This is a genomic window from Butyrivibrio sp. INlla18 (assembly GCF_900103635.1).
Classification (GTDB): domain Bacteria; phylum Bacillota; class Clostridia; order Lachnospirales; family Lachnospiraceae; genus Butyrivibrio.
The window spans coordinates 93,725-120,498 of the sequence record NZ_FMXK01000003.1 but is presented as its reverse complement, the minus strand read 5'-3'; the positions used below and the strand labels follow the sequence as shown (position 1 = coordinate 120,498).

Sequence of the window (26,774 nt, the reverse complement as noted above, 5' to 3'; positions counted from 1 at the left end):
TTGTATTTTTGGGGAAGGAGTTATTTTCAATGAGTGGACAACAATTTGACCCTATTACAGGTCAGCCAATCACACCACAAGACGCAACTAATAGTGCACCAAACACTACAATTCCAGGTGCACAGCCTTTTAATATCCCAGGTGCGCAGCCAATCAACATTCCTGGAGCGCAGCCTGTAGGAAACGCAGGTGCAAGACCTGTTAATCCAGTGCCAGTTCAGCCGGTAGTTAATCCAAATCCTACACCAGTTCAACCAGCACAGCCAGTATTTACAAATCCAAACGCAAGTGCTACACCAGTACAGCCAGTTATTCCTGGTGCTCAGCCAAACGCAGGCGCTACTCCAGTACAGCCAGTTATTCCTGGTGCTCATCAGGCAGCAAATGCTGGTCAGCCAGTAGTTCCTGGTATGACTACAATAGCTTCTTATAGCGGAACATATTCCCCTAAGAATCCTGCAGACAAGAAAAAGCTTATGCTCATCGGAGGCGGTATAGTAGCTGCTTTTATCTTGATCGTTGCTATCATTGCTTTCAGTTCAGGCTCAGATAAAAAGCCAAATGATCCAATAGACATCGCATCAACAAAATCTTCAGACGAAGATGCAAACACACCTGATGGCAAAAAAACAGATGATTCAGCAGAGGATAAGTCATCAGACGAAAACAAAAAGCCAGCAGCAAATGCTCCTGCAAATGTAGATGCATCAAGCATGTTTGCTTTCACAGTTGATGGAGAGACATATTCATTACCTCTTCCAGTTTCATACTTCCTTGAGCATGGCTGGACTTTCCACGATGAAGCAGACGCAAATGAACTACTTGGCACAAATTCCATGACCTACACCTCACTTGATTACAAGGGAAAAAACACATACTTCTCTGTTGCGATCACAAACTACTCATACAATGCGCTCGAAGCTAAGGATTGCTACGTAACAGAAGTTTCTCTTTATTCAAGATCTCTTGAAAAGAGCGGCTTTGAAGCATCAATCCAGAATGGTCAGATTGTAGTTGGAAAGAGCAAAACAGAGGATGTCACAGCTGTTCTTGGTAATCCAGATCATGAGTATAGCGGAACTATTACTTACTACAAAGATCACGATGATATGAATGCATTCAATACCATCACATTCTCATTTGATGATTCAACAGGTGTTCTTGAAAACCTCACTATCACAAATGAAGAAATCCCTGAAGATTTCGACAAGGGTGAAGTTAGTGACGAAGTTCCTTCTTATGTAAGTCAGTACAAAGACCCTTCATCTCTTGGAGACGATTTCCTTTCAGGAAACTTCCAGCTTGGCGGTAAGGTTTATAACCTTCCTGTTCCACTTCAGAAGCTCCTTGATGATGGATGGAAGCTTAACGGAAACAACGTAACTGTAGACTCTCCTATTGGAGCTGAAGAGCAGATCAGCGTTTCTCTCTCAAATGGCGACCAGAGTGTATACGCAACGATCTACAACAAAGGCAACAACGCTACACTTGTTAAGAACTCAATGATCATAGAAATCTCTGTCTATATTTCACCTTATAGAGAGTCAGACTTTGAAGTTCCTGGTCTTTCAACAAAAAGTTCTAACTCAGACTTTAAGGCAATGCTTGATTCTAAGGGCATCAAATATGAGTACAAAGACGAATATGAATACTACAGAATCAACCTTGATCCAGATACTGAAAATACAGACTATCATAACGGCTACAGAATCTATGTAGACAGCAAAGAAAACACTATCGAGTCAATATCACTGTCTCGTAAGGGTTGGTTAGAAGACTAATAGTTTTAGATCAAAATAAAACTTCTGATTCAAAGCTTAATTGCTTTGAACCAGAAGTTTTTTTAATGCATCATATTCATCTTTTGTAATTGTCATGATTCCGCCGTGACGCTTCTTGCTTTCTCCAAGATCAAATTCAGATTCATCAAGAACTCTGAATTCTCCGCTAGATAGGTCACTTGTCACCATTGGAAGATATCCCTTGCCTTCAGCGTATCTATCAACTATGAGGCAATACTCATCTCTATCGTTGAACTTAAATATCTCAGGGCCTTCAACTCCTACCATCTCTCCAAGTGTCTTTGAATCTATAAGCTTGAAACTACTGTTCTCAAGGTCTTTTCCAAATTCAGCCTTGACCCTTTTAGTGGTCTCATCCTTGGTATATCTGTAGTAGCCCTCATCAGTACTGATGATCGTAGAATCAATGATGTGATTGCCACTCTCTGTATAGAGCTCTGTTTCGGTAAAAGAAACAAAGTCCTTAGTAAAGGTTCTATAGATCTTTTGCTTATTATCTGTCATAGAAGCAAAGAAGATCATATACATCTCTTTTTCCTTGTCATAAATAACTTCTGGAGCCCATACACAACCTGCCCCGGTCACTCCCACTGTTACTGCTCTTGGGCCGTCCCAATTCACAAGGTCTTTTGACTCCCAGATAAGGATATCTCTGCTGCCACCGTGCTGCGCTACATCCCAGCCTTTACCAGCTTCTATCCTTAAGTCTGTGGCAATGATCCAGTATTTCTTTTCATTAACTGATCTAATGATAAATGGGTCTCTAGCGCCCTTCTCGCCAATTGTTGACTTCAGAACCGGCATACCGCCATTTAGATCATTCCAGTGGAGTCCGTCTTCAGATAAAGAAAAATAGATCTGCTCTCCATCCTTGTGTTCCCCGGTAAAGTGGACAAATAAATATCCGTATAAATCCTTCATGTTACTCTCCTGCCTGCTGCATTTTATCTAGTTTTTCAAAATGATTATATATAGCACTTATTGCAAAGCACAATACACCGCTTATAAGGAAGCTGATAGCGTGTCCAATGCTGTTCTCATAGGAAATATCCACCATAATGAACTTGAATACGCATATCATTGAAAGGACAAGGCCGTATATTCTAAGGCATTTTCCTTTATTCTTAAGCATAAATCCGCCAACGATACAAACAATAGCAAACGCAAGTATTATCACACTTACAAGATAGTTCTCGCATTCATTTGCAAGAAGGCTAAATAGCAGTATCACACCAAATTTGATTCCTGCATATAAGAGCTCTCCGCCGCCATTTCTGATATGCCTTCCAAGATTGATGCAGCCAAGAACAACAGCTAGACAGATATATCCCCAAACCATCCATGTCCTGCTAACATCAAACATAATGAAAAGTGTTATAAGAAGCATACATCCATTTAACACGTTAAGAGCTATATTTATCGGACTATTTTCCTCGCCTTCTCCATAGGTAAAGAACTTAAGGCCTATAGCAAGTGCATTTACAAGAGAAAAAGCTGCGATTGAAATAAGCTCTGCCTCATTTTGGTCGATGCGAAGTCCCATTTCATAGCTAAACTTTGCAAGAGCGATCAGCATCATGAAATATGCTGTATTCTTGATATAGTTCTTTTCACCAAGGACAAAGGTCTCGGCAATGAAGCAAAATGCAAAGAAGCAAAGGGCACAGAATGCAAGCATAACTGGGGCATCTGGAGCAAACATATAAAACATTGTCCAGATTGCAAGACCTCCTGCCTGAACTTTAACGATGTCAAACTGCTTGAACAAGCCATAGCACATCATAGCAAGGAACAAGATGTAGATGATACCTGTGTCTATGAGCTTTGGAAGTTCAAATCCTGCATAGGTAATGAGAACAAGGAACAATAACGAAGTCCATATAGCGTTTATAACATTTAGGTCTGGTTCATGGCTCTTTTGATCCTCTAATATCAGATAAATCTCTCCAATAATGCCCAAGAGGGCTACGAATCCGCATATCATAGCTTCTTCATAAGGATGCGCCAAAACTGTCACAACAAATGATACAAGTGCTATGCAAGCAGCTGCCAACGCCCATATAAGGCTTTCTGGCTGCTGGAACTTAAGTCTAAGGCCAAGAAGTATCACGTAAGATACTGTAAATATGGCCGTCAGGATTCCAAGAACAAAGAGTGCTGAAGTATTTCTTCCAAAGTTGCTGGTGATGTTGCCCTCAAATATGATCAAGGCAAACATGCTGACACCAATCTGGATATTTCTGCTAAGGCGCTTTTTACTAAATACGAAAAGATATACCACTGCCATTACGATAATATATCCAAGCATAGGGAAAATGAGCTTGTAGCTACTCATATTGCCGCTAAAGAATACTGCCACCAAAAAGCCCATGTCTGCAATGATCTGGAACAGAAGGCTCTTTTTCTTGTCGATGAAGACAACCATAAGTCCCCAAAGAAGCAGCATCACATACATCTCAATATCGTTAAAGTACATAAATACTGCTCTTGTAACTATGATGGACAGATACAGGCATCCTTCTCCGCAGGCGAATAGCGCGCTAAAGAAGGAGTTTTCAGGTTTCTTTTTGTGGAAGTAAAATCCAATTCCCGTAAGAAGGATACTTCCTGCAAACATAAGTCCAACCTTGACCACATCGCTAAGATATGGGATCAATAGCTTTGCAAAAAGAACTAATGAAATGAATATAAGTATGCTGGCTGCGATTCCCATGAGATGTGAACCGATCCAGGATTCAGTGAAAATGCCTTTCTTGGAAGTGTCTCTTCCCTGAGCATCAGACACATTAACCGCACTAGGAATATTAACCTGTGAAAAGACAGACTGACTTTCTGAAGGCTTCTGAACTGGCTGAACAGGTTGTGGTTCTACCGGTTGCTGTACAGGCTGTGTAGGCTGCGTGTACACAGGCTTTTGGTATACAGGCTGAGTGTACACATTTGGCTGAACCGGCTGTACCGGCTGAGTCTGCTGTATTTTTTCTTCTTCCTGGGATTTTCTTATTTCAGATATTTCCTGAGCTACTTTGCCAAGCATAGAATTGATGCTAGACATCTGGCGCTGTATCTCAGCAACTTCTTTTTCAAGATTATCTAAATTATTCATGCGCTCTCCCCTTTCAATTTCCCCAATAGTCACATTATACTTCAAATACATAGGGGTATAAAGTTTATTTTCATTTAATATTTGCTACACATTTATGAAACATAAAACAGGTATCATTATCCTATCGTTCTATATAAACCAGAAGGGAAGGTAGACTAGATGGGAAGAATAGAATTTGAAATTGCAGAATATGTAGGTAACTATACCAGAAGACGTGGCTATCCACCTACTGTAGAGGAGCTTATAAGTACATTCGGAATAATTACAGTAATGTGCTCATTATTTTATATCTTAAATCTCTATAGGATTGGAATGATCAGAAACAGCCTATTCTTTGGAACAAAAGGCTTACAGCTTCTGCCAGTAAAAACTAAATAAAGACATAACTAGGGCTGTGAAAATTCACAGCCCTTTAAAATGCATTATTCATCATTCTTCGGTAAGCGAGGCAAGTTCTGCTTCTAATTCCTCAATTTCTGCGTAGCATTTCTCAATTAGCTCATTTATAGCTTCAATTATCCGATTGATATCATCAATAAGCTCTAACATCTCATTTAACGCCGTATCTGTCGTGTAATAGATTTCTTCCCTATACTCTTCTGCTTCAGTTTCAAGATTTCCCTTCCAATCATCCCCATATGTCATATCGTAATGAATAACAGACTTATTGACTTCATCTATAGTTGTATACTGCTGCCTTATACAAAATCTTTCTTCTTCAAGTTCTTCTATGTCGCGCCTATACTCATTAATCTGTTCATATAGAGCCTGTATCTCAGCTAAAATAGCTCCTCTTCGTCCCAAAACTATCTCTTTCCTTTCTAGCATAGAGCATGCAAATTTAATTTACGGCTCCATACTTCTTTGCTAATGCTTGAATGTATTCCTTATTTTCTTCAGTACAAATGTATATTCCTGGAATGCCATAATAAAGCCTTCCATCATTATCATCCAAATCTTCTAACATCACCCCTAGAGAATGTAAACCTTCTTCGGTCCTATCTCCACTGCAGAAGCAATAGGAATAGCACAGTATATAACTTTCGTCTTCAGTATGAATTTTATATGATCTTATAAAATAGATACTATAATAATTACTGAATAAGCCACCATTCCTCTTATCGATACGACTTCCTTCTTTTTCATAGCTTATAATTTTACCATCAAAGTAATCTAAAAAATCCATAGTATCAAATCCTGCTATGTCAATGTCTGAAATGCATTCTGCATAAGAATCTCTTAATTTATCTGCATCTTTAGTATTTATCATCTCAACTAGTTGTTCAAAAACACCATCTGTATACGAATATGTACACATAAATGAATGAAACTTATTCAAATGTCTATTATATGCAATATCATATTCATCACTTGAACACGCAGTAGCAAAAATAATAACCAACAAAATTAAAAATATATGTTTTTTCATTTTCCCCTCACAGTGAAAATTCAATTATTTTTCCATCCAAAATTTTTAAGTCAAAGTCTCTTTGATTTGCTGAAATGAAATCATTCCACTCAGCATCATCCAAGAACGACATATCTATGGTATAAGTGATAGACGTGGCATCTAAATCTGCTTCACTATACCACATCTGTTTAGGATTAAAATCAGTTATCCACCAAGTGTCATCTTCCCACATTTCAGATTTTGTTCCGTCTGCATAATCAACCTGAATTGTCATATGTAAATTCATATTTGTGGCACACTCTTTTACATATTCACTTCCTCTATAAATTCCACATTCACCACCAGCTCCCAAATTTAAATAATCACCTTTCCAATACCAAATAGTATATTCTTGTCCGCCATAATAAAAAGTCATCTGTCTTGATTGCATATTCGTGCCTATATCAAAAACAACGTCATATAACTCCATATATCCCATGAATTGCTGCCAGCAAGTACCAAAAGTAAGATTATCATGAGTATCAACGTGATAATTTCCATCTTTGCCATATCTAAAATCCCAAACTATAGCAGGAATCATAGTTATACTAGGACTATGATCAAAGATAAAGTTCTTCTCCCAAGCTCCATTTTGGGTAAAACCATCCTTTTCATACCAGTACTTTGGAGTACCAACAGATGCGCTTGCAAGCTTTATATTATAATGTTTCATGCCAAAGAAGACAGCATGCATCATTGACAGAGCATTACTTGATACTGTTAGCCTAGTATCCAGTTCATCAATTTTTTCTGGCAATTGCATGCTTTCAGCGTATTCGCATTCATTCCTATCAAACCTTACAAATTTATCTATACACTCATATAGATAGCCACTATTTTCTGAATCCCCACCACAAAACTTTTTATACGCCATCTTTGATGGTTCAAAATCAGGAATAGTAACCTTTCCATATTTTCCAAATTTGCTTTCTATAGCACGAGCTCTAGTTTCAATATCATCCCCGCTTTCTTTGACATCATGATAGTAGTTTTTATAATGCCTTTCTATTTCTAGTAAAACATTAGTTTTAATCTTAGCTCTTGGATGGGAATCGACTTTACTTGAAAACATGTCATGCATATGATCATACAGATGAAGAAGCATTGAATTGGCATCTAGTATCTCATATTGAAATCTTTTTTCTCCCTCTCTTATATATGCTTTTGATGCTTCTGCCGCTTTTCCTCTATGTGTATCATTAGTCTCATATCGTTCAAACTCACACTCAAGCTGAAGCATTCTATTTTGATATTTTTTATGCTCCTGGAAAAGATCTGACATAAATGAAGCAACTATCTCAGAATCGTACTCTTTACTTTTTCCAACAACGCTCATCAGTCTATCGCCTCACTAATAATCTTGTCTTGCATAATAAGTGAATCTCTGATTGTGCTCAATCCATGAGGCAGAAGTTCACTTGCATGTACCTTATAATTATCTGCAAGGTCATAATATTTACTGGTATATTCTGACAGCAAATCAGTAATATCTGTCTTCGCCATTTTCTCTGAGTCTTTTACAAAAGAGCTATCTAAATGACATTGATACCCACTGGTAGCAATGCCATCAACTATCTCTGTAAACACCTCCGTGTCCATATATACTTCTGTAGCCAAATCTATAACCACCTTGTTTTCTTACATATTTACCGCCTATCGTGCCTACATGCAGTAGATAAGTGAATTATATGGCATTGTTACATTGTCTGCAATATATTACTTTTTAATTAATATAAAAGAACTATCTTAGACATTAAATCTAAGATAGTTCTTACCTTACTTATATAATTCCTTAACCTTCTCTAATTCTTCCTTGAATCTCATTTTTACTTCATCAGGACCTGCGATGACTACCGAGCCCCCAAGAGCAAATATCCATCCAAAGAACTGATCACTTACTGCAACATCGACATTTGTTTCGGACCAGCCAGCAGTTGTTGACTTCCTGATAGAAATGTCTTTTCCAAAACGATCAAGTAAGACTCCGACCATTTCGCCCTTGAACCTAAGCTTTACCTTAGTCTCTTTTCCGCCAAACATTCCAAAGTTCATCTTGGAATAGGCTGCCATATCAAAGGCTGCGAAGTGCTCTTTGCCTTGGCGTTTCTTATCAGTGATCTTGATCTTGTTGATCTTATCTACTCTGTAGTGCTTTATCTTTTGACTTTCATCATCATAGGCAATGAGGTAATAGTTTTCATCATCCCATGTAAGAGCCCAAGGGCTTACTTCGTAGCGTTCTTCTTTCCTTGGCACCAGTTCTTTTTGCAGGTTCCATTTAAGATATTCAAATGTTATCGCCTTATTATTGATTATGGCGTTATGAATATCATCTACGGTGTAGTAGATACTCTCGTTCATGGTCTTGATACGGCCCTGAACTTCAACCTGTCTTTTTAACTGGCTTGCCTCGTACTCACTTACAAGAGCTGTAAGCTTTTTGATGAGGGCATTAGACTTCTTTTCAGTTATGAACTTTGAAGCCTGAATGGCATCAACTAAGAGCTTAAGCTCAGCAAGTTCAAAGTGCTTGGATCCAACATGGTAATAATAATTCCTGCCTTCATGCTCTAGAAGCACATCAATTCCAAGAGTCCTAAGGGCTTCCATATCATCATAAAGACTTTTCCTATCAGCAGTTACGCCGTAGTCTTCAAGCAGATCCTTGATCTGCGGCATTGTCAGATAGTGATCATCATCTGTCTTAGATATCATGATCTTAGCCAGATAATAGAGCTTTAATTTCTGATTAGTACCCTTTGACATATATTGATGTAACCTCCCGGCATGGAAAATTATTTAGCTTTCTTGCGGCCAAGTACTGATGTTGTTACAAGAGCACCAGCTGCAACTACTATTATAAACAATCTTCCTGCATTATTGGAAGTATCATCTGTCTTTGCTCTTCTTGCTCCAAGAACTGCCTGTCCATTTTCTCTTCTAGCGCCGAGAACCTGAGCTTCAGGTGCTGGCTGTGTGAGAACTGTAGGAACTACAGTTGGCTCTGAAGGTGGATCTGAAGGTGGGTCTGATGGAGGATCTGAAGGTGGATCGTCTGGATCCTCTGGTGGATCATATGGTGGTGGGACTGGTTCTGAAAATCTTCTGATAACTAGTCGACCTGCATAATTCCAAGCAATGTCTTCGTAGAAATTATCACTAATCTCTCCATTTAACTCTGATATAACAGCAATATTGATGCTCTGTCCTGGCTCCCATTTTGCATCACTTGGGAACTCCTTTACCTCTTTTCCATCTAATTCGAAATATGTTCTCCATGCTAAACTAAAGAATAGATCATTCCAAGCTTTAGCCACATCATTTCCAAAACTCACTTCCTGCCCAGTCTGTTCTTTAATTCTGTACTCTGCGTTTTTAATAAACAATTCGTCAATCTTGTCAGGATCATCATCCTCCAGCTTTTCCAAAAATTGAGTTACAGAACGCATATTTTTTCTGTAAAGACTTTTCTCATCAACACTTGAATCAAATTTCACATTATTTTCTTTTAATATGTTTCTACCTTCTTCAGTCTCTATCAAAAAATGCATAAGACTGGTTCCTACATAACCTGTACTAGAACCTAAGAAGCTGCCACTAGGAGTAACTAATATCTTTCCATCATCAGACTCTTTGACTATTGTGTACCCCATCTTTTCTAAAGCTGCTCTGTTTCTTTCTGAATCTGGAAGAGAATAATACAGAACATATTTTGAAGGATCTTCAGTATATTCTACAGTATATGTCTCATCCGTGTTATTCAGCTTAAAATGAACAGAAACAGTATCCCCAGGTTCAAGAGATTGTTTAAGTCTAGGAGTATTAATAACTATCTCGTCTAGACCATCTCCCGTTACTTCTACTACAAAAGAATACTCTGTTCCATATCCACTGCTAACAGGTTTATATATGTATTTATATCCCTTATAAGTTTCAACTATACTTCCATCATCAAGTGTCTCTACACTGATAGGATCATCAGCACTAGCTGTAGCTGCAGGAGCAGCTGCTAAACGTAGCGAAAACAACCGCGCTGGCTGTTCTTCACCTTTGTTCTCGTTAGTCTCGGGCTCTGAGTCATTGACGTTACTTCCACTATTAAGCTCAGAAGCTGCATCTTCCTTTTTATTAGATTCTGCTTCAGGCTGATCCTCCTTCTTTTCCTGAGTCTCACCTTCAGTTAATGTAATAGTGATCTCACCAGTCTCAAAAGAAGCAGATACATTAGCTGGTACCTTTGGCTCTTCACCCTGTGCTGGTTCTGCTGCTGGTGCTGACCCATCTGCAGGTTTTGCCTCTGGTTCTTCACCCTTTGGCTCTTCTACAGGTGCAGGAGCAGTAGCTGAAACCACCTCTGCTGATGCAGGAGCAGGTGTCTCAGGCGCAGGTGTCTCAGCTGCAGGTGTAACAGCCTCTGGAGCTGGTGCTGCTGGTGTTTCCTCATCCTTTATTTCTTGTACTACTGGTGCTTCAGCTGGAGTTTCAGCTGTTGATGGTTCCAGTGAATCAACATCAGATGATGCATAAACACTGGTCCCTGGAACGATCGCAAAAGATACGACCATTAGGCACGCAAGCGCAGAAGCAGCTATCTTGCGTAGCTTTCCATAAACATTCCTTGTCATATTCCCCTCCATTAAGAAAATCATAAAAGCATTAAAATATTAATAATTTGCCGTTAAAAAAATGATACATGGGATGATAAAAAATATCAATATTAAATTTCATTCAATTTAATTAATTTATGAAATTTAATTTCACATAGGTGAAAAATTTATAATTTAGGAAATGAAAAACTCCCGTAAAACAAGCGTTTTACAGGAGTCTGACTAATTCGCAATTTCCTATGAGATTGTCCCAGAAATGTTCAAGTGGAGTATTTTTAATGTGAGAAATAAGACTACATCCAAGTGCTCCATGAGCCACTATCAAGATGTTCTTATCTGGATTCTCTTTCAGCTGAGGATAAATGATCTCGTCCAAAAAGCTCTTACTTCTCTTACTTAAGTTTTCAAGTGGTTCGGCGCTACCTGTAGGCACGTAAGCTTCAGGTCTTACAAATAGCACATTTACAGGATTTTCTGGATCATCAAAATATCCAAGTGATCCTTCATATTCGCCAAAAGACATCTCTTTTAATCTATCGTCAAAGATAATAGGAGTATCTGTCCCTTCAAGGAAGAGCTCTGCTGTTTCCTTAGCCCTTAAAAGTGGAGACGCATAGCATACGTCAAAATGAAGAGCTTTGTTCTTTTCTCTTGCAGCTATGGCTACTTGTCTTCCTTCTTCTATAAGTGGAATATCGATCTGTCCCTGGAGCTTCTGGAGCTTATTCCACTCTGTTTTTCCATGTCTCATTATGTATAGCATAAGAAAATTATTTATTCTCGATACTTTCTGGAGTAAATACTGGGTTAGGGTTGTAGATACCAGGCTCAGGTGTCTGTGTTACAACTGGCTCCTGAACTGGAGCTGGAGCAGGTGCTACTGGAGTCTGCTGCATAGGTGCCTGCTGAACTGGTGCTACTGGTGTCTGCTGCACAGGTGTCTGCTGAACTGGTACTACTGGTGTCTGCTGCATAGGTGCCTGCTGAACTGGAGTTACTGGCTGCTGATTCATAACTGGAGCCTGAGGCTGTCCCATTACTGGAGTCTGCATCTGTCCCATCATTGGAGCCTGCTGATACATTCCCTCTGCGCCAACTGCCATCTGCATATCAGGAGCAAGTGGGCTGTCAGTCTTGGACATCTTGATAACTCTCTTGATCGCTGCTGTAACCATAGCAATTTCGAATACGATAAATACTAACATGATTCCGTCATATTGGTATGAAAGACAGAAGTCATAAGTTCCGTGAAGTAAGATAGGAATAAGAAGTGACTTGTAGAAGTTCTTCTTTTTGCCCTCTTCATCTCCACTAAGCTCACATCTCTTGGCCATTCCATAGTAGATACCCATGAATACACCAAAGATGCAGTGTCCTGGAACTGACATGATAGCTCTTGTGATTGCTACAGAAAGTCCATACTGGAAGCAGTACATAATGTTCTCTACTGTTGCAAAACCAAGTGTTGCGCATGCGCCATATACGATTCCGTCAAATGAGAAGTTAAACTCACGATTTTTCCATGTTCCGAGCTTAAGAGCAACGAACTTACCAATCTCCTCAGAAAAACCAACTACGCAAAAGTACATAATAACATCATATAATGCGTTCTCTGTTCTAAAGAATAATGAAAGGATTGCACTACCGGCCATCTCCATCAAAACAGCTGAGATTACAGATAATGCACCAAAGCCAAATACCTTAGCCATGAGGCTTACTGGCTCTTTCTCAATGTTATCTAATTTGTAGATAACGATAAGTAATACTGCAGCAGGTAACACTGCAAGGAATGCTAAAATTGACATTTACTCTATCCCCTTTTCAAAGCGTTATAAAAAATTAATCACTTTGTTAAAGTTATTATTTTTGGAGCAAATTGTCAACATTATTTCATCATAATTATTAAAAAAAATGTTAAGATTTTCTTCAGGAAAAGCCTGGCATTTTACTGATATTTTCTCGCCAAGATCCACATGTATAGAGGCAGGATCCATAGCTATTCCAGTGCCATAATATTTCATGACGCTTTCCTTAATAGTCCAAAGAGCTGTATAACGCTCATTTCTATCATCTATAGTCTCTGCGCTTCTTTCCACATCCTGAATTTCTCTATCGTCAAAGACTTTCTTTATAAGACCCTCGCTAAAGCTGCGCCTTTTTTCAATATCTACTCCAATCTCACTGTCAGATATTGCACATACTGCAACATTTCCAGAGTGGGATAGGTTAAAAAAAATCCCCTCTTTTCCTATGATATAAGGCTTACCATGTTCAGATGCTCCAACCTTATATTCTTTTATCCCATTTGCCAAAAGAGCTCTATGTAATGCAATGCCAGCACCAAGAGAAAGCTTCTTGTCATTAAGAGGTTTTATCCTGTCTATCTTATCTTTCCTATATTCTGGCATTTTCTGATACCAGGAATCAAAGACCTCTTTATCATCTAGTATTCTGATGTCTAATCCATAAACTTCATTCATTTGCTTCACCAAAAAAGCCGCGCCAGATTCCTCCAGCGCGGCCATCTAAATCTTTTTAACTTACTGGTATAAGATCTCTATACCATCTTAATGCATTAAGATATGCTTCGTAAACCTTATCCATATCGATATTATCAACTACCATAAGTCTTGATATCTCAACCCAGTCAGCATCCTCATAGCGCTTGATAAAATTAAGGATCTTGTAGTAGTCACCTGTTCCTTCAAGAAGCGCCTCTCTTACAAGCTTTGGCACAACTACCATATCAAGTGCTTCCTTCATTGTCTTTTCAAGCATGATATCGATTGCTGAGAAAAGACCCATGATAAAGAGCTCTGGTCCCTGCATTGCCATCTCATAGATTTCCGCAAGGTTCTCAGCAAACTTAGCTCTGATCATAACAAGTCTTGTGATCTCTGAAGGCTTATCAGCACAAAGTTCCTTGGTAACCGCTGTGTTGATCCATCTCTTAAGCTCTTTTTGTCCCATCATAGCAGCTGCATGTCTGATAGATGAGATCTCAGAATTAAGAGCCATTCTATTAACGATCTCCAAAAGAGAAATTACAAGAGCAGGGTCCTTTCCGATTACGTCCGCTGCATCTGTAAGATCAAAGTCTGGAGCATTGACCACGTTAAGGAGTTCAATATAGTTGACCTTCAAAGGGTTAACTTCTGTCTCAGACTCTTTTACCGGCATTCTGAAGAAGCTACCTTCATAGAGGTCATATCCGCCATCCTTGGTAAGCTCATCGTACTCATCCTGAGTATCTACATTTACAGCGCAGAGCTTAATGTTAGGATAAACAGCTGTGAAATATATCTTGGCCTTCTGAATATCAATTTTGGAATGATTAAGGAGAATGTAATCACATTTATTTAAGATCTCTCTATAAGGCTCGAACTGAATAATTGGGAGCTTTCTCATAGCCAGCTTGTAGCCCTGACTCTTTAGCTCTTTTACCCTCTTAATAAACTGCTCTTCAGGTTTAATGGTGTTGTCCATCAAAAGAACCACCTTATTGGCTGGTACTGTACACTGGAGTGAGATCTCTGAAAAAATAGAAAACTGATTTATGGGGACAAATACTTCCTTGCCGCCTGAAAGCGTGGATACGCCCATGCTGCTGACCACTTCCAGCTCATGAACAGTACCTGCTCCGTCGTATCTTGCGCCGCCCTCAAGATTGGGATTCAAGAAATGATTCTCTTTGCGGGCAAAAACAGAGTAGGCGCACACTGACATATTACCATCGAACAAAGGAATTAATGTTGCTAACATTATTGTGTCTCCTTTCCTGTACAAAAAGACAGACTCCCACCTATATTGTACTCTATATTCCCGTTTAAACCAATATTTTTTTATAAAATTGCGTACACTATATTAATTATCTTCATCAGTTGTCTTATCAATAATGTATCTTGGTCTTCCCTTAACTTCGTCATATATCTTGGAGATATAAAATCCTATAACACCAAGTCCCATCATGATAACAGAACATGTAAAGCACTGAAGGATGATAACTGTTGTGAATCCTTCTCTTGCAGTTCCTCTAAAGTACTGAACAAGAGCTTCGATACTCACAAGCAGGCCAAATACAAACACAAACATTCCCATGATAGTCACTATCTGCATAGGAGCAGATGTAAAAGAGGTAATGTTAGTAACTGCATACTTAATAAGAGACTTGGTGCTCCACTTGGAGGTACCAGCTTCTCTTTCTCTAACTTCATATTCAACTTCTGTCTGCTTGAAACCAACCCATGAAGAAAGGGCTCTAAAGAATGCGTTCTTTTCATTCATATTGATCAAAACGTTGATGGCTTTCCTATCAAGAAGCTTGAAATCAGATGCTCTAGACATATCAAAGCCAACAGCTTCGCTCATGATGGAATAGAAAGTCTTGGCTGCAAACTTATGCATGCCGCTCTCTCTACCTCTGCTGGTCTTGACACCTTCTACTATCTCATAACCCTGCTCCCAGAGTCTGTACATCTCAACTATCTTTTCTGGTGGATGCTGAAGGTCACAGTCGATAACTACGCAGCAATCTCCCTTTGCCTCTGCAATTCCAGCAAATACCGCTGATTCCTTGCCAAAGTTTCTGGAAAAGCATACGCCCTTAACACTAGGAATAAGGCTAGCCTGCTCTTTGATCCTCTCCCAAGTTTTATCCTTGGAACCATCATTTATAAACAAAAGCTCATGATCTATTCCTGCATCATTCAATATGGTATCGATCGTCTTAGCAGTTTTTGGGATGATCTCCTCTTCATTGTATGCAGGTATTACTACTGAAAGCACTATTAAATCCTCACTTTTTCGATAATTAAACTATCTTTTTTTTACGCTGTATTATATCATAAATATAGTAGTATTTCTATAAATCCATAGGACAAGGGGGAGTGTGTATGGCTCAAAATGAAATGCTGGCCATGATCTTAGCCGGTGGCCGTGGTAGCAGACTCAAAGATCTGACCACCAAAGTTGCTAAGCCCGCTGTATACTACGGCGGCAAATATCGTATCATAGATTTTCCACTAAGTAACTGTGCTAACAGCGGAATTGATGTCGTAGGTGTGCTAACTCAGTACGAATCAGTTCTTCTTAATAGTTATGTTGCCCAGGATGGACGCTGGGGTCTTGATTCCAAAGATAGTGGCGTATATGTTCTGACTCCTCGTGAGAAGGCTGATGAAGGCCTTGATGTCTACAGAGGAACTGCTGACGCCATTTCTCAGAACATCGATTTTATCGATGCTTACAATCCAGAATATCTTTTAATCCTCTCTGGAGATCACATTTACAAAATGAACTATTCCAAGATGCTTGCATACCACAAGGAACACAATGCGGATGCTACTATTGCTGTGCGCGGAGTTCCTATGAAAGAAGCAAGCCGCTTTGGAATCATGAATACAGACCACAAGGGTCGCATCATTGAATTTGAAGAAAAGCCTGCAAAGCCTAAGAGTAACTTAGCTTCCATGGGTATCTACATCTTTGACTGGAAGCTCCTTAGGAAGATGCTGGTTGACGATATGAAGAATCCTAATTCTGATCATGACTTTGGAAAAGACATTATCCCTAGAATGCTAAATGAAAAGAAAGATCTTTTTGCTTATGAATTTAGCGGATACTGGAAGGATGTTGGAACTATCGACTCTCTCTGGGAAGCAAATATGGACCTTCTTGATCCAAAGAATGAGCTGAACCTAAACGACTCATCTTGGCTCATCTACACAGAAGATGTCTCCACTCTTCCACAGTATATAGGCAAAGATGCCAAAGTTAAGCGCGCTTACATAACCCAGGGTGTTCAGATCGAAGGTAGCGTTACAAACTCAGTTCTTTTCACAGGAGCTGTAGTAGGTGCCGGTGCCAAGGTTGTTGACTCTGTCATCATGCCAGGAGCTGTGATCGAGGAAGGCGCTACAGTCACGAGAGCTCTTGTAGCCGAGAATGTCAAGATCGGTAAAAAAGCTAAAGTCGGCCAGAAGAACAGCGAAAACATTGTTCTGGTGGCATCCAACGTGAAAGGAGGTAACAAATAATGGCTACTGCACTTGGAATTGTATCCTCCGCTGATAACACTATCCATGTTGACGGGCTTCAGGACTACCGCCCTATCGGAGCATTCTCTTTCCTTGGAAGATTCCGTGTGATCGACTTCCCGATATCCAACATGAGTAACTCAGATATCAACCGTATTCAGGTCTACTTAAATTCAAGACCTAGGTCAATCGCTGAGCATGTAGGTTCAGGCAGACACTATAACATCAACAGTAAAAGAGGTAAGATTCAGCTTCTTTTCACAGAAAATACCTCATCACGTTCTATCTACAACAACGATATATTGGCTTACAAAGAAAACCTTGATTACATTCAGAGAGCTCATCAGGAGTACGTTATCATCACTCCTAGCTATATGGTATACAAGCAGGACTTCAGGCAGCTACTTGATACACATATTCAGACAGGGGCTGAAGTAACAGTTCTTTATCATAAGATTGACAATGCAAGGGACTATTTTAAAAACTGCCACACCTTATCTCTAAATAAGCAAAAAGGCGTTCAGGCCATAGAAAAGAATCTCGGAACAGCCAATAACAAGAATATCCTTATGGATACCTATTGCCTCAAAAAAGATCTTTTCGTTGAGCTGGTAAACGATGCAAGCTTCATGTCTTCCATCTATACCTTTGCAGATATCCTTAATCTCATGTGTAAGCAGCTTGATGTACGCGCTTTCCAGCACAAAGGATATTTTGCCAGCCTTACATCTCTTCAGGATTACTACCACGCTTCTATGGAGCTTTTGGATTACAATACTGCAAGTGAGATGTTTAAGTCTGACTGGCCAATATACACAAGGACCACAGACTCCTGCCCTACTCAGTATTTTGAGAGTGCCAAGGTCAATAATTCCTTTATCAGTAACGGCTGTCTCATTGAAGGAACTGTAGAAAACTCCATCATCGGCCGTGGCGTAACTATCAAAAAAGGCGCAGTTGTCAAGAATTCCATCATCATGGCCTATGCCGAGATCGAAGCTGGTATCCGTATTGAAAATGCCATCGTAGATAAATGGGCCAAGATACTCCACGCCAAGACTATTATTGGTACAGAAAACGAGCCTCAGTATATTAAACGTCAGGACACTCTGTGATGATCTGATAGGTAAAAATGAAAAAGCTTGCGGAAATGTTACTCTCCGCAAGCTTTCTTTTTATTCATATGAAACTAAGTATCATTTAAGTTTGAACTTACCTACGATCTCGCCAAGTGTATTAGCAATGTCTTCTTGCTTGGTAGTCATGTCATTTACATTTGTTACAACATCCGAAGCAGCCATGACTGAATCATTAACTCTGCTGGAAAGATCCGCTGTATCCTGGGTAGATTCTGCGATATTCTGGATAGCCTTAGATACTTCATCCATTGCAGAGCGGATATTTTCTGCCATTCCTGCAATCTTCTCAGAGGACACACCAAAAGAATCTGCATCTGATCCATACTGCTTGGCTACATTTACAAAGTTATCATAATCAGGAATAGCTGTTTCCTTGATAAATCCAAGAAGTTCATCTGATGCTCCTGAAAGAGTTCCAAAGGCTTCCTGTACTCCTTCGATCGTATCTCTTATCTGCTCAACTGCCTCAGAAGTGCCACTTGCAAGCTTATTGATCTCAGAAGCAACTACTGCAAAGCCCTTACCTGCATCTCCTGCTCTTGCCGCCTCAATGCTGGCATTAAGTGAAAGAAGATTGATCTGATCAGCAATCTCAGCGATCGTATCTGCAAGACTTCCTATCTGATCTACTACCTTTGCTTTTTCGTTTGCATCTTCAAGATCAGCCTGTCTCTGTTCTGCGATACTAAGAGCATTTTCATATGCATCATGGCTCTTTTTCTCAATTTCTTTTGCTCTTTCCTTGATATCTGCAGCTTCTGAACTTGAAGCCTCGGTTTCTGAAGCAAGCTGCTGAACTGATGCGTTTACTTCTTCTACTGATGCATTTACTTCTTCAGTTGCAGCACCTGAAGCCATCATAGCATCGTTTACACCTGAAATATTTTCTCTGATACTACCAAACTGATCAGATAATTCATTTGCCATACTTGCAAGTCCGCTTGATGTCTCGCTTACCTGTTCTGAACCATCTGAAATCCTACTGATAACATCTCTATTACTTTCAAACATATTATTGAGGGATTCACTCATCTGGCCAAGTTCATCACCTCTTTTATTAACGATCTTATCAACTGTAAAGTCACCATTTGCAAGGAGTCCTGCAAAAGTTTTAACACTATTGATGCTCTTACTTATGCTAAGTACAAATATCCAAATGATAATGGCACCAATAAGAAGTGAAGCTATTGCAAGAACAACGAGCATTCTGATTGCAAGATCTACAGGCTCTTCTATCTCATCAAGATCCATAGCTATTATCATCTTCCAATTGACCTGAGGTACATTTTTGTAGGTTAAAAGAATAGTTCCATTCGGATCAAATGCAGCTCCCATCAAAGGAGAATCAGAGGCCTTCTGAACAATTTCAGTTCCCATGGCAGCTAGCGCAGAATTAGGATCTTCCTGCATCTTTACTGAACCTGAAACCTTATCAAGATCCTCAGTGTAGATATAAGTTCCATCAGAAGCAAGGAGAATAGCCTTTCCTGTTTTACCGATCTTGATATTGGAAACCATGTTCTGAACATCTTCAAGCTTCATATCTACGGTAACACAGCCAACAAACTTGTCACCATCATAGATAGGTGCTGAGCAGCTGGACATAACAAGACCTGATGTTTCATCATAATATGGATCAGTTATGGATGCCTGTCCTTTCTGAAGCGCTTTGGCATTTGTGTAATACTCTTCGTTAAAATAGTCATATCCAGCATTACTATAATCCCAGGTTTCTACGATCTCACTGCCATCTTTATACCAATATGGTCCCATGTATTTTTCGGCTGGATCAAAGGCATTTGGCTCGAACCAGATACCTGATCCTAAAACGCTATCGTTATCACTAATGATCTTGGTGATGGTACCTCTATAATTGTCCATCTCAACAAATCTATATGAAGTTGAGACCATTTCAGCAATATTTACAGTTGTTGTCCTTACTATTTCCAGTTTGGTATCTATTGCTGTAGCATTGGCGTTTACATTTTGGTACATACTATCAGTATTTGCTGCTTGAAGATTTGTACTCAGCAGAGATGAAGCCACATATGTCAAAACGATCATAGCAGCTGCCATTACTGGAAGTATACACATAAGCATTTTTACGCGTAAACTTAGTTTTTTCATAAGCCCACCCCTTTAATTGGATAAATCAACAAAATGAATTTTCAGTCTCTGATATAATTTTACAATATTTAGTCTGTTTTTATTCTTAAAAAATGATTAACTATATCTCTATCCCAAGTTGGAATTTTATCGTTTTTTTATTTCTTTTTAACCGCTAATATGTTTAATCGTATTATTCTATATGTTATGATAAATGTACTATTTATGGATTAAATAGATTCTATTAAGAGAGGGGATCGTTTATGAGTCCAGAACAATATCGTCGAGCAAATAATAATTCTTTTAACGTATGTATAGTCATTCTCGTCAGTGGTCTTTTGGTCACTATTTCAAAATTCATGCAAAACGGTGCTACTATTGCTAATTTAGGTATCCTGGTAGGTGTTCTGGCAGGAAATGCAATGATAATGACTGGTAAATTCAGACACGCAGAAGAAAAGCTCGGATCTGTTCTTATCATGGGAGGATCAACCGTATTTTACTTTTTCCTCCTGATATTTGAAGATAATATAATATTCTTTGCTTTTGGACTTCCAATACTTATATGCAGCATAATCTATCTTAATGTCAGACTGTGTAAAGCAGGCATTGGTGCCATCATTATTTCTTATATCATTACTTGTATAAAATATTACGTGGTCAATGGATCACTGGACCTGATGCATGGCCTTGCTGCCCTTACACTCGGTCTTGCTTTCATTGCGTGTCTTGCTACGGTAACTCTTTTAACCAAGTTCAATGATGAAAACAACGAACGTATTACAAGTGATGCCGAAAAGAGTCTGGAAACCGGAAATAACATGGCAAACATAGCCAATAAGATCACTGAACTCTTTAATAATTCTCAGGAAAATATGCATGATCTCCAGCAGATCATCGAGGCGCAGCACAGAGGAATGCAGGAAATTGCCACAAGCATGGAAACAACCGCTCAATCTGCAGTAACTCAGGCTGAAAGAGTTCAGCAAATTCAGGAAGAGACAGCTACTACTGAGCAGCATAGAAAAGACATGACACAGGCATCTGAGAATACTCAGAACGCAGTCCGTGAAGGTGTAGCTGTTATCGATAATCTGAAAGAAAAATCAGCTGCTGTTGCTGATCAAAGTCAGGTTACTGTAGACGCAACTCAGGCAGTTATCAATAAAGTTTCTGACGTTCAAAAGATCGTTGGAACTATCATGTCTATATCCAAACAGACCAACCTTCTTGCACTTAATGCCAGCATTGAGGCTGCAAGAGCTGGTGAAGCAGGTAAAGGTTTTGCCGTTGTTGCTAACGACGTACGAGAGCTTGCAGCTCAGACCAATACCGCTTCTACAGAGATCACCAATATCATCAATGAGCTTAATGAAGATGTTCAGAAGGCTATGGCAAGTATCGACGAAACTGTTGCTTCTGTTTCTGAGCAAAATGAGATGATCGAGACTGTTGGCGAGAACTTCGATAGCATAAATGAAAACGTAACAGATATGCTTAGCCGCTTCACAGAGATTGGCGAAGGTATGAAGTCCATCGCTGAATCCACAACAGAGATCAACGACAGTATCTCAAACCTCTCTGCTACCAGTCAGGAAGTTGCTTCTCTTTCTAATGAGGGCGTTAGAGAATCTGATGAAGCCGTTACTAAGTTTGAAGAATTTAAAGAGATACTTCTTCAGATATTCCAGCAGGCTAACAAGCTTACAGATATGCAGCAAAACGATTAAGCCAATATGTATGATCAAAGGTCCCGTATTTCTTCGAAATACGGGATTTTTCTTGCGAATAGAATAATTACGCAGCATCAAATTTCATATTTTTTTAATACAATTAGGTTAACTTTTGTATTAAATTTACGATATAATAATAGAAAGGTAGATGATATCTACTTTCAAATTATTAGACTATTTAGAAAGGAGGAATAATGTGTATGCTAGCTACATGTGATGCCAGAATGGAAGTCATGGACTGCATAAAGAAGGATTTTGAAGATGAATATTATCCAGATCCTGAAAAGGTAGCTCATATCACAGGCTTACCATTGGGGGTTGTTTTTGATCTACTGATCGAACTTAAAAACCAGGGTTGTCTTGGAAAAAGATGATCTTCACAAATAATATGGAGAATACCATGGAAGACGAACAGTATTAAAGGTCCTATGCATTTGAAAGCATAGGACCTTTTTATTTGAGTTTTTATTATCTTAAAGCATTTCTACAGGCTCACGAGTAAAGTCTGCCTTACCGTCATTATAAAGTGTTTTTACAAAATCAATTGCTCTCTGTCCGGATTCCTCAATAGCTACATTCTGGCTGTAGATATATTTAAGAGTATCTCCGCCTTCAAGTACGAAATCTATCTCTGTTCCGCTAATCTGCCCATCTCCAAAGTCCAGAGGCTTAACTTCTGCAGAATAGACCTCTTTAACAACGCCTTCACCAAAAAGAACTCTCATTAAAAAAAACCTCCTTTTATTCAGCATTTATTTTAAAGATTAAACATCATCTATATTTTATCATTAAATAAGTGCAATTACGATAGTCTTTGGATAATTACCTGATTTATGCTATACTATCCGTGTATTACGGAACTTGTAATATTTTTTTGAAAGGAAAAACACAAATTTATATCATGAAGATCAATAAGAAAATATGCGCAGCTATTCTAAGCGCTTCAATGACTATATCACTGCTCACAGGCTGTTCTTCAGCTGATAAGAATGCTATCAAGGAGACTTCTGAGAATTTCTTATCTGTAGTAGTATCTGGAACAACAGACAATATTGAGAAGTACGCAAATGACTCAGTTTCAAACGGTCAGTTTGTCAGAACCTTTGACAGTGCATACCTTGCTCAGAAATTTAAAGATGGCTTTAAATCTGATGAAGTTGACGCAGAAACATCAGCCAAGGTTGATTCCTTCTGTGAACTCTTCTCTTCTATGGTAACTGGTTATGAGATCAAAGATGTTACAGTAGACAAGAACGGTATAGGTACTGTAACAGCTACTATCGATACTGCTTTCCCGATCAATGTGATCGACAATGAAGAAGCCGTTTCCAAGATGAATACCATCACAGAGACTTATGCAACTGAGAAAGCTGATGAGATCCAGGCTCTATATGAAGAGCACACAGACGAAGAGGTTGAAGCAATCGTCTATAACGATATGATTGTCGAGATCCTTGATATGTATGAAGGACTTATTCAAAACGATTCTCCTGAAACATATGCAATTGTTCTTACAGTTGAAAAGAACGCTGAAACAGACAGCTGGGTTGTAACTAATGTATCAACCTATGACAGTGCTTCTACAGGCACCACAGAGACAGCAGCAGAAACTGCTACCGCAGAAGCCAGTCAGTCTAAGTAATAACCTACAGATTTAAATAAGAATATGAGTATTAAAAAGGTTCTTGTGATCACTCACAAGAACCTTTATTTTTGCTGTTTCTTAGATCAATGAAAGAAGTAAGAAGATAAAGAATAAAGCTATGATAACAGCCCTTACGATAAGGCCAATAATTGCCCCTTTAAGGCACTTTTTATAGTTTCTGATATGATTTACCTTTCTGAAGATAAATCCTGCGATAAGGCCAATAATAGGCAAGAGGAATGATCCGATTCCAAGCCAGAAGTTACCTGTATCATGGATAGGTCTCTGAAGGATATCGTCCTCTAATCCTACGTTGTCATTCTCAACATCTTCAGTTTCTGTATTAACAGCCTTTTCAGCCTTAGCAGCAACTGGATCAATTGTTACAGCCTGGATAGGTACATTCTTTTCACGAAGGGCCTTGTACTCTTCGATCTCTTTCTTGTTACCATATACAAAGTGATCATGACCAATGTTAACAAGCTCAGGCTTGTCCTCTGAATAGTCATGCATCTTAGCATCATAAGTGTAAAGAACCTTGTTCTTTTCAAGCTTAGGATCTGGAATAGGTACAGCTGAAATAAGGGACTTAGTATATGGGTGAAGAGGGAAGTTAAAGAGTTCCTCTGTACTTGCGATCTCCACGATATCGCCCTTATAAATAACACCGATACGATCTGAAATGAATCTTACTACTGAAAGGTCATGTGCAATGAAGAGGTAAGATACATCTCTCTCCTTCTGGAATTTCTTGAGAAGGTTAAGTACCTGTGCTCTAATTGAAACGTCAAGAGCTGAAATAGGCTCATCTGCTACAACCAGTTCTGGCTCCATTACCATCGCTCTAGCGATACCGATACGCTGTCTCTGTCCACCAGAAAACTCGTGAGGGTATCTTGTAAGGTGCTCAGGAAGAAGACCAACTTCTTCGATCATCTTCTCTACCTTCTGAACACGGTCTGCTTCGTTCTCAAAGAGATGGAAGTTATAAAGACCTTCAGAAATGATGTAGTCTACTGTTGCTCTCTCGTTAAGAGATGCAGCAGGATCCTGGAATACCATCTGGATATTTCTGATAACTTCTCTATCAAGAGACTTAGAAATATCACCAGAGATCTTAACACCCTTATAGTCAATCTCACCGGCAGCACATGGGTTAACTCTGATAACCGCTCTACCAATTGTTGTCTTACCTGAGCCAGACTCTCCAACAAGTGAGAAAGTCTCGCCCTTATAAATATCAAAACTTGCGTTTTTAACTGCTCTTACTGCTTTGTCACCCTTACCAAATGTAATGTCTACATTCTTGACTGACAAAAGTATCTCTTTACCTGTTGCTGGATCTATTGGTCCATGTTCAGGAAATGAATTATTAGACATTTTCTGAAACCTCCGTAATATTGTAAACGTTCAAGAACTTCTCATGAATATTCCGGATGATTTCCGGCTTTTCAATCTTAGGTGCTCTTGGATCAAGAAGCCATGTCTTGGCATAATGAGTATCTGTCACCTTAAACATAGGTGGTTCCTCAATTGTATCAATCTTGAGGCAGTAAGGATTACGTGGTGCAAAGGCGTCTCCCACGATCTTGTTGTAAAGTGATGGTGGTGTACCTGCGATTGAGTAAAGCTCTGTATCCTTCTGTGCAAGCTGAGGAAGTGATGATAAAAGAGCCCATGTATATGGATGTCTTGAATCATAGAATACTTCTTCAACGTTACCAAGCTCAACGATCTGTCCGCCGTAAATAACTGCTACTCTATCAGCAATATTAGCAACTACACCAAGGTCGTGTGTGATGAATACGATAGTGTAGCCATATTCTTTCTGAAGATCCTTTAAAAGTCTAAGTATCTGCGCCTGAATTGTAACATCAAGAGCTGTTGTAGGCTCGTCACAGATGAGGATCTTTGGCTGGCATGAAAGTGCGATAGCAATAACGATACGCTGTCTCATACCACCTGAATACTGGAATGGATAATCATCATAACGCTTTTCAGCATTAGGAATACCTACCTTGTGCATGATCTCGATGGCACGCTGTCTAGCCTCAACCTCTGAGCATCCCTGATGCTTCATGATGATTGATGAGATCTGCTTACCAATTGTGATGATTGGGTTAAGTGATGTCATAGGATCCTGGAATACTGTAGCAATCTTCTTACCACGAATCTGTCCCCAATCACCAGGATGTGTAACTCTTGCAAGGTTGATATAGCTTCTACCATGAAGCTTTTCTGGTGTCTCATCAAGGAGCTCGCAGTACATAACGCTATCAAAGAGTTTGATCTTAACATCCTTAGAACCAATGTCTTCGCCCATTCTCATTGCCTCTTTACAAGCCTTGAGAAGGCCATTGATTGACTTAATTCTCTTTCTATATCCAAATCTACCAGTTGCAAGGTACATTTCCTTAGCAACGATCTCGTTTCTCTTTGCCTGCTCTTCTGTAAACTTAGCAGAGATTTCCTTATCATACTTTGCCTGAAGTTCTGAGTGCTTCTTGTCATATTCAGCAAGGTAAGCTGTATCAGCGTTAACCTCTTCCTTGTGCTTCTTGATAAGAGCTTCCTTCTCAGCAACTACTGCCTTGATCTTATCTTCGTATGCATCGATCTCTTTTTCAGCTTCCTTGATCTTGTCCTTTTCAGACTTTGTATCGTAAGTCTGCTTCAAGTTAAAGAGCTCAGTCTTTTTGAACTTAAGGTCTTCGATCTTCTTAGTAAACTCAAGGTCCTGCTCATCAGAAAGAGTCTCTTTAAGCTTTCTTTCTGACTCGAGATTAAGGATCTCTTTGTATGTATCAGCGCCAAACTCAAGTGAAGAATATGAGTTGAGCTTATTTGTTGTATTAGCAATAACCTGCTTGGCAATGCCAGTTAACTTAACTGATGTATCAGCAAGTTCATCATCGTTGAAGATGATATCACCTTTACTGATAAAGCCGTTTGTCTCAAGCATTCCTGCGAATGTCTTGGTAAATACTGACTTACCTGAGCCTGACTCACCTACAATAGCGATAGACTCGTTCTCATATATATCAAGCGAAATTCCGCGGATAGCTGTAAGAATACGGCCTCTTACACGGAACTTTACTTCCATATCTTTTACTGATAATAATACTTTCTTATCTTCCATCGTACCAATTCC

Annotated in this window: 24 protein-coding genes; 7 read left to right on the top strand and 17 right to left on the bottom strand. The window is 39.3% G+C overall.

Features of this window, described 5'->3' with window-relative positions:
• The first annotated feature begins 29 nt into the window (after positions 1-29).
• Positions 30-1,781: a hypothetical protein gene (locus BLS24_RS00585; RefSeq protein WP_091755180.1), complete on the top strand. Its 1,752-nt coding sequence runs from the start codon at positions 30-32 to the stop codon at positions 1,779-1,781.
• A gap of 36 nt (positions 1,782-1,817) precedes the next feature.
• On the opposite strand, the gene BLS24_RS00580 is transcribed toward BLS24_RS00585, so the two are convergent.
• Together BLS24_RS00580 and BLS24_RS00575 are read right to left on the bottom strand one after the other, a co-directional pair.
• A complete protein-coding gene (locus tag BLS24_RS00580) occupies positions 1,818-2,723 on the bottom strand; it encodes a glycoside hydrolase family 43 protein (RefSeq protein WP_091755179.1) in 906 nt (301 codons plus the stop codon).
• A 1-nt stretch (position 2,724) separates the two neighbouring features.
• Positions 2,725-4,908 (bottom strand): DUF2339 domain-containing protein, encoded by a 2,184-nt coding sequence (locus BLS24_RS00575; protein ID WP_143015132.1) that lies wholly within the window; start codon positions 4,906-4,908, stop codon positions 2,725-2,727.
• Between the two features lie 159 nt (positions 4,909-5,067).
• On the opposite strand from BLS24_RS00575, the gene BLS24_RS00570 reads away from it, so the two are divergent.
• Complete coding sequence (locus BLS24_RS00570; protein ID WP_071175734.1) at positions 5,068-5,286, top strand: hypothetical protein; 219 nt, start codon at positions 5,068-5,070, stop codon at positions 5,284-5,286.
• A 51-nt stretch (positions 5,287-5,337) separates the two neighbouring features.
• On the opposite strand, the gene BLS24_RS00565 is transcribed toward BLS24_RS00570, so the two are convergent.
• The 11 genes from BLS24_RS00565 to BLS24_RS00515 all read right to left on the bottom strand — a co-directional run bounded on the left by BLS24_RS00565 (position 5,338) and on the right by BLS24_RS00515 (position 15,750).
• Positions 5,338-5,712: a DUF5082 family protein gene (locus tag BLS24_RS00565; protein ID WP_176764289.1), complete on the bottom strand. Its 375-nt coding sequence runs from the start codon at positions 5,710-5,712 to the stop codon at positions 5,338-5,340.
• A 37-nt stretch (positions 5,713-5,749) separates the two neighbouring features.
• Positions 5,750-6,337, bottom strand: a complete 588-nt coding sequence (locus BLS24_RS00560; RefSeq protein ID WP_091755176.1) for a DUF5104 domain-containing protein — start codon at positions 6,335-6,337, stop codon at positions 5,750-5,752.
• A 7-nt stretch (positions 6,338-6,344) separates the two neighbouring features.
• The gene (locus BLS24_RS00555) at positions 6,345-7,694 is read right to left on the bottom strand and encodes a DUF4474 domain-containing protein (protein WP_091755175.1); all 1,350 of its coding nucleotides are present in this window, start codon (positions 7,692-7,694) and stop codon (positions 6,345-6,347) included.
• Positions 7,694-7,975: a hypothetical protein gene (locus BLS24_RS00550; RefSeq protein WP_091755174.1), complete on the bottom strand. Its 282-nt coding sequence runs from the start codon at positions 7,973-7,975 to the stop codon at positions 7,694-7,696. The genes BLS24_RS00555 and BLS24_RS00550 overlap by 1 nt, the downstream gene beginning before the upstream one ends.
• 159 nt (positions 7,976-8,134) lie before the next feature.
• Positions 8,135-9,124 (bottom strand): helix-turn-helix transcriptional regulator, encoded by a 990-nt coding sequence (locus tag BLS24_RS00545; protein ID WP_091755173.1) that lies wholly within the window; start codon positions 9,122-9,124, stop codon positions 8,135-8,137.
• A gap of 29 nt (positions 9,125-9,153) precedes the next feature.
• The gene (locus BLS24_RS00540; RefSeq protein ID WP_091755172.1) at positions 9,154-10,983 is read right to left on the bottom strand and encodes a hypothetical protein; all 1,830 of its coding nucleotides are present in this window, start codon (positions 10,981-10,983) and stop codon (positions 9,154-9,156) included.
• 190 nt (positions 10,984-11,173) lie between these two features.
• A complete protein-coding gene (locus BLS24_RS00535) occupies positions 11,174-11,716 on the bottom strand; it encodes a histidine phosphatase family protein (protein ID WP_242872194.1) in 543 nt (180 codons plus the stop codon).
• A gap of 19 nt (positions 11,717-11,735) precedes the next feature.
• Entirely contained in the window at positions 11,736-12,770 is a 1,035-nt protein-coding gene (locus BLS24_RS00530; RefSeq protein ID WP_091755170.1) for a PrsW family intramembrane metalloprotease, read from the bottom strand.
• A gap of 24 nt (positions 12,771-12,794) precedes the next feature.
• Positions 12,795-13,445: a 4'-phosphopantetheinyl transferase family protein gene (locus BLS24_RS00525; protein ID WP_176764288.1), complete on the bottom strand. Its 651-nt coding sequence runs from the start codon at positions 13,443-13,445 to the stop codon at positions 12,795-12,797.
• A gap of 55 nt (positions 13,446-13,500) precedes the next feature.
• Entirely contained in the window at positions 13,501-14,727 is a 1,227-nt protein-coding gene (locus BLS24_RS00520) for an EAL and HDOD domain-containing protein (RefSeq protein ID WP_091755168.1), read from the bottom strand.
• 102 nt (positions 14,728-14,829) lie between these two features.
• Positions 14,830-15,750, bottom strand: a complete 921-nt coding sequence (locus BLS24_RS00515; RefSeq protein ID WP_242872193.1) for a glycosyltransferase family 2 protein — start codon at positions 15,748-15,750, stop codon at positions 14,830-14,832.
• A gap of 107 nt (positions 15,751-15,857) precedes the next feature.
• Between BLS24_RS00515 and BLS24_RS00510 the strand changes: the two genes are divergently transcribed.
• Positions 15,858-17,000, top strand: a complete 1,143-nt coding sequence (locus tag BLS24_RS00510) for a glucose-1-phosphate adenylyltransferase (RefSeq protein ID WP_091755166.1) — start codon at positions 15,858-15,860, stop codon at positions 16,998-17,000.
• Positions 17,000-18,115, top strand: coding sequence for a glucose-1-phosphate adenylyltransferase subunit GlgD (glgD, locus tag BLS24_RS00505; RefSeq protein WP_091755165.1), 1,116 nt, complete (start codon positions 17,000-17,002; stop codon positions 18,113-18,115). Before BLS24_RS00510 ends, glgD begins: the two co-directional genes overlap by 1 nt.
• Positions 18,116-18,196: 81 nt before the next feature.
• On the opposite strand, the gene BLS24_RS00500 is transcribed toward glgD, so the two are convergent.
• Entirely contained in the window at positions 18,197-20,266 is a 2,070-nt protein-coding gene (locus tag BLS24_RS00500) for a methyl-accepting chemotaxis protein (RefSeq protein WP_091755164.1), read from the bottom strand.
• 242 nt (positions 20,267-20,508) lie between these two features.
• On the opposite strand from BLS24_RS00500, the gene BLS24_RS00495 reads away from it, so the two are divergent.
• Together BLS24_RS00495 and BLS24_RS15165 are read left to right on the top strand one after the other, a co-directional pair.
• Complete coding sequence (locus BLS24_RS00495; protein WP_091755163.1) at positions 20,509-21,975, top strand: methyl-accepting chemotaxis protein; 1,467 nt, start codon at positions 20,509-20,511, stop codon at positions 21,973-21,975.
• Positions 21,976-22,178: 203 nt separating this feature from the next.
• Positions 22,179-22,352: a hypothetical protein gene (locus tag BLS24_RS15165; protein WP_161487300.1), complete on the top strand. Its 174-nt coding sequence runs from the start codon at positions 22,179-22,181 to the stop codon at positions 22,350-22,352.
• Positions 22,353-22,451: 99 nt separating this feature from the next.
• Here BLS24_RS15165 and BLS24_RS00490 read toward each other — a convergent pair whose 3' ends face one another.
• Positions 22,452-22,703 carry a hypothetical protein gene (locus BLS24_RS00490; protein ID WP_091755162.1) on the bottom strand — a complete coding sequence of 84 codons (252 nt, stop codon included), beginning with the start codon at positions 22,701-22,703 and terminating at the stop codon, positions 22,452-22,454.
• Between the two features lie 176 nt (positions 22,704-22,879).
• Here BLS24_RS00490 and BLS24_RS00485 point away from each other — a divergent pair, with 176 nt between their 5' ends.
• Positions 22,880-23,620: a hypothetical protein gene (locus BLS24_RS00485; RefSeq protein ID WP_091755161.1), complete on the top strand. Its 741-nt coding sequence runs from the start codon at positions 22,880-22,882 to the stop codon at positions 23,618-23,620.
• 81 nt (positions 23,621-23,701) lie between these two features.
• Here the strand turns inward: BLS24_RS00485 and BLS24_RS00480 are convergent, their stop codons facing one another.
• Positions 23,702-25,003 carry an ATP-binding cassette domain-containing protein gene (locus tag BLS24_RS00480; protein WP_091755160.1) on the bottom strand — a complete coding sequence of 434 codons (1,302 nt, stop codon included), beginning with the start codon at positions 25,001-25,003 and terminating at the stop codon, positions 23,702-23,704.
• Complete coding sequence (oppD, locus tag BLS24_RS00475; protein ID WP_091755159.1) at positions 24,996-26,762, bottom strand: oligopeptide ABC transporter ATP-binding protein OppD; 1,767 nt, start codon at positions 26,760-26,762, stop codon at positions 24,996-24,998. The genes BLS24_RS00480 and oppD overlap by 8 nt, the downstream gene beginning before the upstream one ends.
• Between the last annotated feature and the right edge of the window lie 12 nt (positions 26,763-26,774).

What these genes read in the sequence shown, in the direction of transcription:
- BLS24_RS00585 (WP_091755180.1), top strand. Translation starts at nt 30, where the DNA reads ATGAGTGGACAACAATTTGACCCTATTACAGGTCAGCCAATCACACCA.
- BLS24_RS00580 (WP_091755179.1), bottom strand. Translation starts at nt 2,723, where the DNA reads ATGAAGGATTTATACGGATATTTATTTGTCCACTTTACCGGGGAACAC.
- BLS24_RS00575 (WP_143015132.1), bottom strand. Translation starts at nt 4,908, where the DNA reads ATGAATAATTTAGATAATCTTGAAAAAGAAGTTGCTGAGATACAGCGC.
- BLS24_RS00570 (WP_071175734.1), top strand. Translation starts at nt 5,068, where the DNA reads ATGGGAAGAATAGAATTTGAAATTGCAGAATATGTAGGTAACTATACC.
- BLS24_RS00560 (WP_091755176.1), bottom strand. Translation starts at nt 6,337, where the DNA reads ATGAAAAAACATATATTTTTAATTTTGTTGGTTATTATTTTTGCTACT.
- BLS24_RS00555 (WP_091755175.1), bottom strand. Translation starts at nt 7,694, where the DNA reads ATGAGCGTTGTTGGAAAAAGTAAAGAGTACGATTCTGAGATAGTTGCT.
- BLS24_RS00545 (WP_091755173.1), bottom strand. Translation starts at nt 9,124, where the DNA reads ATGTCAAAGGGTACTAATCAGAAATTAAAGCTCTATTATCTGGCTAAG.
- BLS24_RS00540 (WP_091755172.1), bottom strand. Translation starts at nt 10,983, where the DNA reads ATGACAAGGAATGTTTATGGAAAGCTACGCAAGATAGCTGCTTCTGCG.
- BLS24_RS00535 (WP_242872194.1), bottom strand. Translation starts at nt 11,716, where the DNA reads ATGAGACATGGAAAAACAGAGTGGAATAAGCTCCAGAAGCTCCAGGGA.
- BLS24_RS00530 (WP_091755170.1), bottom strand. Translation starts at nt 12,770, where the DNA reads ATGTCAATTTTAGCATTCCTTGCAGTGTTACCTGCTGCAGTATTACTT.
- BLS24_RS00525 (WP_176764288.1), bottom strand. Translation starts at nt 13,445, where the DNA reads ATGAATGAAGTTTATGGATTAGACATCAGAATACTAGATGATAAAGAG.
- BLS24_RS00520 (WP_091755168.1), bottom strand. Translation starts at nt 14,727, where the DNA reads ATGTTAGCAACATTAATTCCTTTGTTCGATGGTAATATGTCAGTGTGC.
- BLS24_RS00510 (WP_091755166.1), top strand. Translation starts at nt 15,858, where the DNA reads ATGGCTCAAAATGAAATGCTGGCCATGATCTTAGCCGGTGGCCGTGGT.
- glgD (WP_091755165.1), top strand. Translation starts at nt 17,000, where the DNA reads ATGGCTACTGCACTTGGAATTGTATCCTCCGCTGATAACACTATCCAT.
- BLS24_RS00500 (WP_091755164.1), bottom strand. Translation starts at nt 20,266, where the DNA reads ATGAAAAAACTAAGTTTACGCGTAAAAATGCTTATGTGTATACTTCCA.
- BLS24_RS00495 (WP_091755163.1), top strand. Translation starts at nt 20,509, where the DNA reads ATGAGTCCAGAACAATATCGTCGAGCAAATAATAATTCTTTTAACGTA.
- BLS24_RS15165 (WP_161487300.1), top strand. Translation starts at nt 22,179, where the DNA reads ATGCTAGCTACATGTGATGCCAGAATGGAAGTCATGGACTGCATAAAG.
- BLS24_RS00490 (WP_091755162.1), bottom strand. Translation starts at nt 22,703, where the DNA reads ATGAGAGTTCTTTTTGGTGAAGGCGTTGTTAAAGAGGTCTATTCTGCA.
- BLS24_RS00485 (WP_091755161.1), top strand. Translation starts at nt 22,880, where the DNA reads ATGAAGATCAATAAGAAAATATGCGCAGCTATTCTAAGCGCTTCAATG.
- BLS24_RS00480 (WP_091755160.1), bottom strand. Translation starts at nt 25,003, where the DNA reads ATGTCTAATAATTCATTTCCTGAACATGGACCAATAGATCCAGCAACA.
- oppD (WP_091755159.1), bottom strand. Translation starts at nt 26,762, where the DNA reads ATGGAAGATAAGAAAGTATTATTATCAGTAAAAGATATGGAAGTAAAG.